Here is a 5,432-nt window from a genome sequence, read left to right on the forward strand (position 1 = left end):
CGTCTCCCACACGCGCACGCCGGTCGACGTGCCTGAGGCCCACACCGGCCAGCGGGAGGTCCAGAATGACATCAGCATCATCCTGACCCAGACCGGGCAGTACCTGTTTGACGACGAACCGGTCGCGACGCTCGAGGAGGTTGGCAGCCTGGTCGCCGCTCAGGTCGCCCGCGACCCCTATGTATTGGTCGTGATCCGGGCCGACAAGCAGTGCTACGGCAACCAGGTGCTCGACGTCCTCTCTGCGGCAAAGAAGGCAGGTGCGGCGCGCATCGTCTGCGCGACGAAGAAACTGACGATCAAGAGCTAGCCATGCCCGACGGAATCGCGCTCCGAAACATCACCATCCCCGAGGATCGTCGGTCCCCGGTGATTTGGATTGCCATCATCCTCTCGGCAGTAGTTCACCTGGGGAGCATGTTCGGCTTTTCCAACCTGAAGCCGACCGCGGTCAGACCCGGGGAAGACCTCATCCAGGTCAACGTCTATGACATCACACGTCGGCCTGAAGTCGCGAAAGTCGTACCCAAACAAGAGATCGGGGGCGGCGACGCACCCGGACTCGTCGATGCCGCCTCGATGAGCTACACGCCGTCCGGGACCCCTGACGGCCCGACAATCGACCTGCGGGCCGCACTCGACCGCGGCCCGTCGCAGGCGAAGATCGATCTCAGCCGATACGAACTGGACCGTTCTGCCGGTACCATGGACCTTGTCTACCTTGGCGGTAAGGGTAGTTCGCAGTCCACTGACGAGATTCTCTCCCAGCCGGCAATCGCCCTGACCCGCGCGCCCGGTCGGGGCAGCGGGGACGGCCGCGGCGTCCCTGGCATACCCCAGCCCGCCGCGCAACTGACTATCGAACGCCGCGAACTGGCGAAACCCACCGCCCGCAGCTTGCCGGCCAGCGCTGACCGGGACCTGCCCACGGTGGAAGCCCCCGTCACCCGCGGAACGAACTTCACCATCGCCGGGCCGATCTCCCAGCGCGAGATCACCAGGAAACTCCTACCGCGGTATCCGAAGTGGGCACTCGAGCGCCGCGTATCCGGCACCGCCGTGGTGCGGATCTGGGTTCAGCCCGACGGTCAAGTCAAAGGTGTGCCCACTGTGGAGTCAAGTTCTGGCTATCCGGACCTGGACCGGGTCGTCGTGGACGCGCTGCGCGGATGGGAGTTCGCGGCGCTGAGACCCGATGTCAAGTCGGAGGACCAGTGGGGCGAAATCACATTCCGATTCGTCCTGTCTTGAGGATATGACGCTACTCATTGTTGCCCTTCTCTTTTCCCAACCAACCCCGGCGTCGCCCAAGCCCGAGAGCACCGCTGCCCGGCCCGCGCCGAACGCCGACCAGCACGCGATCGGAGAGGAAGTGATCAAAGGCGAAACCGAAGTCAAGATCGAGGACACAAAGCTCTTTCTCCCGCCGCAGATTGACCCTTTCTCGCCGGTCAACGAACTGCTGACACCGGAAAGCTATGTCCTCGACGAGGCCCTCCACTACTCGGTCGACTCCCTGACGATTCCGCAGTACTTCGCCCACTCCTCGTTCCTGCGGATCCCGACCGAACGCAACTTCATCTATGGCGACATGATGGTCTTCCTCCCGACCTTCGAGCAGCGGGTGTCCACCTGGGATCTGGAAGTGTCGAACTCGCTCGGCGAGGCCGTCCGCCGCATCGCCCGCAAGGGACAGCCGCCGGCGGTCATCACTTGGGACGGCAAGACCGACTCGGGCGAGCCCATCGCCCCCGGCGAGGTATACAGTTTCACGTTCAACGCCTACGACGCTCAGGGCAACCAGACGCGGATCCCGGGCACACCCCAGCGCGTCAACGGGTTGGTACAGGAAGCTGGCGGAGAATGGGTGGTATCGATTGCTGCGGACATGATCTTCACCGAAGGTGGCGCGCAGCTGCTTGAACGGGCGACCCCGCGCCTCGACGAGGCGGCCAACGTCGTCAAAGAGAAGCTCAAGAGCCAGGTCGTGGTCTACGTCTACACCGAACTGGAGCGCCTCTCGGCTGAGCGCTGCCGCGTTATCGAGGCCGAGTTGAACCGCCGCGTCGTGCTGCCACCCGGCGCGCTCAGTGTCGTTCCCCGCTTCGTACCAGGTCTTCAGCCCAAGCTCTCCAAGATCGAGATCCGCATCCTCTAGGCATCCGGCGCGTTCCCGCTCCCGCTACGCCGGCTTCCGGCAGCTCTGCCTGATTTGACGGACGGATGCCGCCCACTATCATTAAGGTTGTGAACAAAACCAGTGTCCGCGAACCGCAGATGGGTTCGAGATGGCCGACGCACCGCCTGTCAGCGATCATAGCCGGCACCGGGGCACATGTCCCCGCGCGCGTCATGACCAACGCTGACCTCGAGAAGATTGTGGATACGTCAGACGCTTGGATAACTGAACGCACGGGCATGAAGGAGCGTCACATAGCCGCGGCCGGCGAGACCGCGTCGGACGTTGCCATGGTTGCCTGCGAAAAGGCTCTGGCTGAATCGAAGGTGAAAGCGGAGGAGCTCGACCTCATCGTCGTCGGCACCGTTACCGGTGACATGCCGTTCCCTTCGACCGCCTGCGTTCTGCAGGAACGGCTCGGCGCGTCACGCGCCGCTGCGTTCGACGTCAGCGCTGGCTGCACCGGCTTCATATACGCACTGAGCGTTGCCCAGCAGTTCGTCGCCAATGGGGTCTACCGGACAGTACTGGTCGTCGGCGTGGAGCTGATGAGCAAGGTGACCGATTGGACCGACCGGTCGACCTGTGTCTTGTTTGGCGACGGGGCTGGCGCTGCGGTGCTGAAGGCCGGAAAAGACACGGATACCGGCATTCTTGGCACCTACTTGGCCGCCAACGGCCATGGCGGCCAGCACCTCTACATGCCGGCCGGCGGCTCACGCCATCCGGCCAGCGTTGAGACCGTGCAGCAACGCATGCACACCTGCAAGATGAACGGCAACGCCGTCTTCAAGGTCGCGGTCCGCAATATGGCTGATGCAGTCAAGCACCTGTTGCAGGAAACCGGTCTCGGAATCGATGACCTGGCTCTCCTCATCCCCCACCAGGCCAATCTGCGCATCATCGAGGCGACAGCCAAGCTGCTCAAATTCCCTTCCGAACGGGTCTTCGTCAACATCGCCAAGTACGGCAACACCTCTTCGGCCACGACGATCATCGCGCTGGACGAGGCCCGCAAGGCCGGGTTGGTGCATCCCGGCGACAACGTGATGCTCGTCGCCTTCGGCGCCGGTCTCACCTGGGGCGGCGTCCTCATACGTTTCTGACCAAGAGGGCTCGGGACTCCAAGAGCCCGGTGTCGGAGACCGGAACCTCTGGTTCTTTGGTCCCCAAGCCCCTTCGCTGGCACTGACCGTGGACTACCGCGTTCTCTCTCTGCTCGCGCTCCTGTGCTGGGGCGCGTGGGGCTTTGCCACGAAGCTGGTCTCACGAAGTCAGCCGGCCGAAGGTGTTGCCTTTTGGAGTACCCTCGCGAGCATGCTACCCGTCACTCTTTTCGCACTCCTGGGTGGCGCGAGCCGCTGGGTCCGACCGGCGCCGCTCGCCCTCGCCTCCGGCCTCGCGGCCGGGGTCGCGTCGGTCCTCTTCTACGTCGCCATCCGCAAGGGCCCGGCTTCGGTGGTGATGCCTTTGACCGGAATGTACATACTGATACCGGCGCTGCTCGGCTTCATCTTTCTCAAAGAGCCGGTCACAGTCACACACGTCCTCGGCCTGGTCTGTGCCGGGTTGGCGGTCTTCTTCCTGACCCGCTAGACGCGGCTCGGCCGGACCGCGACGTGCAGGATTCCGCCGGCGCCTGCCAGCCCGGCAGCCACAAACATCACCGTCCGGTATCCAAACCCGCCGGTCAGGCCCAGAAGCAGCGCTCCCCCGACCGCGGAGAGGCTGAGAACCGACTGGAACATCCCCGCCGCCGTCGAACGTTCGGGATTGACGCGCATCAGTTCTCGCAGCGAGCCGAGGTACAGACACGACCACGACAAGGCCAGCACTACCTGTATCGGCACGACCTGCTTGAAACTCGTGACCAGCCCGAATGAGAAAAAGACCAGGGCCGAGAGGACGAAGCCGAGGATGATGAGCATCCGCTCCCCGGCCCGCTCGAGCAGGTTCATGAACAGGACCTGGCCGAAAGGGTTGATGGCAAACACGATGCCGACCCAGAGGCGGCTCGCACCCAGGTCGGCAAGGAACACCGGGAATATCGACCAGATCGAAAACGCCCCGATGTGGCGCAGCAGGAATGAGAGGTAGATGGGCCAGCTCCGCCTGAGTACGCGCATGTCGAGAAACGGCTGCTCCAGCCGAACGTGCTCGTGTTTGAGGCCGGTCCAGGCGAGAACGACAGTCGCGCCCATCAGCATAGCGGCCGCCGGAAACACCCAATCAGGTCTGAGCATCCCAAGCGTGAGAGCGCCGATACCCCAGCCCAACGCGCCGAATCCGGTGTACCGGCCGAGCAGCTTGCTCCGGTTGTAGAAGTACGCCATCAAAGCTGCCGGAAAGATCCCGACACAGGCTCCGGCCAGAGCCCGGGCCGCAAACAGCCCTCCCAGGTTCCGGGCAAACGCGTGCAGCGTCAGGGCGACGGTCGCAGCCACGAGGCCGGAGACAACGAACTTCTTTCGGTCCCCGTAGTCGCCCCAGCGACCGAAGACGATGCTCGATATCAGGGTCATCGCCTGATAGCAGGCGACGAGCAACCCGATCTGCTGGCTGCTCGCCCCGTATCCCCGGGCAAGCAGCGGGATATAGACAATCACCACCATCAGGCTGGCATTGGTCAGGAACTGAACCGCGTAGGCGGTCAGCATGGAAAGGACTCGAGGATTTCAGGATTCAGGGATGCAAGGGAACTGGCGGCAGGCACTGGAATCCTGGATTCCTTGATCCCTGGACCCCTTCAATGCGCCGGCAACGGCGCGAGACGACTCACCGGCAGGGATTGATACCAATCCACCAGCCCATCGAGCTCTGCCCCTCGCCCGCGCGCGGCCAGCACCTGTGCTCGACGCATGAGGAAGAAACGGTAGCGTTCGAGAGCGGCCCGCGTCCTCATGTCCGGTCCATTCCGGGGAATCCGCACTGCGAATCGGGTGTAGTCAAACTCAGGCAGCACCGTGTCGCTTCTGATCTGGAACAACAGCCCGACCGGTACCCGCCGCTCGCCGGCGAGCATCTGCCCGGCGTCGAGCCCTGCGTCCGCATCATGCGTCATGTACGCCGGTCGCTCCGGGCTGCGCGTGATGAAACTCTCCAGCAGCGCGATGTAGCGGCGCTGGATCTCGGCCGGGTCTTTCAGCCGCCCCTGCTCGAACTCATCGAGGTACCGCATGTAGCTCCCGATTTCCGACCGTGACCGCTCAGCCAGCCAGGGGTAGACTCGGGACAGGTAGTCGAAGTACCACGA

6 protein-coding genes are annotated in these 5,432 nt (G+C 63.7%); 5 read left to right on the forward strand and 1 reads right to left on the reverse strand.

All coding sequences use genetic code 11. The features are described 5' to 3' along the window. From FJY68_13200 to FJY68_13220, 5 genes are all read left to right on the forward strand, one after another. Positions 1-310: hypothetical protein (locus FJY68_13200; GenBank protein MBM3332781.1), on the forward strand; the 310-nt coding region annotated here is incomplete at its 5' end. 2 nt (positions 311-312) lie between these two features. Further along, the gene (locus FJY68_13205) at positions 313-1,251 is read left to right on the forward strand and encodes an energy transducer TonB (protein ID MBM3332782.1); all 939 of its coding nucleotides are present in this window, start codon (positions 313-315) and stop codon (positions 1,249-1,251) included. Continuing rightward, complete coding sequence (locus FJY68_13210) at positions 1,196-2,158, forward strand: hypothetical protein (protein MBM3332783.1); 963 nt, start codon at positions 1,196-1,198, stop codon at positions 2,156-2,158. The genes FJY68_13205 and FJY68_13210 overlap by 56 nt, the downstream gene beginning before the upstream one ends. A 146-nt stretch (positions 2,159-2,304) precedes the next feature. Then, a complete protein-coding gene (locus FJY68_13215) occupies positions 2,305-3,285 on the forward strand; it encodes a ketoacyl-ACP synthase III (GenBank protein ID MBM3332784.1) in 981 nt (326 codons plus the stop codon). 76 nt (positions 3,286-3,361) lie between these two features. Next, positions 3,362-3,775: a DMT family transporter gene (locus FJY68_13220; GenBank protein ID MBM3332785.1), complete on the forward strand. Its 414-nt coding sequence runs from the start codon at positions 3,362-3,364 to the stop codon at positions 3,773-3,775. On the opposite strand, the gene FJY68_13225 is transcribed toward FJY68_13220, so the two are convergent. Continuing rightward, the gene (locus tag FJY68_13225; protein MBM3332786.1) at positions 3,772-4,836 is read right to left on the reverse strand and encodes an MFS transporter; all 1,065 of its coding nucleotides are present in this window, start codon (positions 4,834-4,836) and stop codon (positions 3,772-3,774) included. The genes FJY68_13220 and FJY68_13225 overlap by 4 nt on opposite strands. Positions 4,837-5,432: the final 596 nt, after the last annotated feature.

It is taken from the genome of candidate division WOR-3 bacterium (assembly GCA_016867815.1).
Taxonomy (GTDB): domain Bacteria; phylum Hydrothermota; class Tepidihabitantia; order Tepidihabitantales; family Tepidihabitantaceae; genus UBA2258.

Bases quoted from the DNA above. Each gene is read 5' to 3' on its own strand.
- FJY68_13205 (MBM3332782.1), top strand. From the start codon at position 313: ATGCCCGACGGAATCGCGCTCCGAAACATCACCATCCCCGAGGATCGT.
- FJY68_13210 (MBM3332783.1), top strand. From the start codon at position 1,196: ATGTCAAGTCGGAGGACCAGTGGGGCGAAATCACATTCCGATTCGTCC.
- FJY68_13225 (MBM3332786.1), bottom strand. From the start codon at position 4,836: ATGCTGACCGCCTACGCGGTTCAGTTCCTGACCAATGCCAGCCTGATG.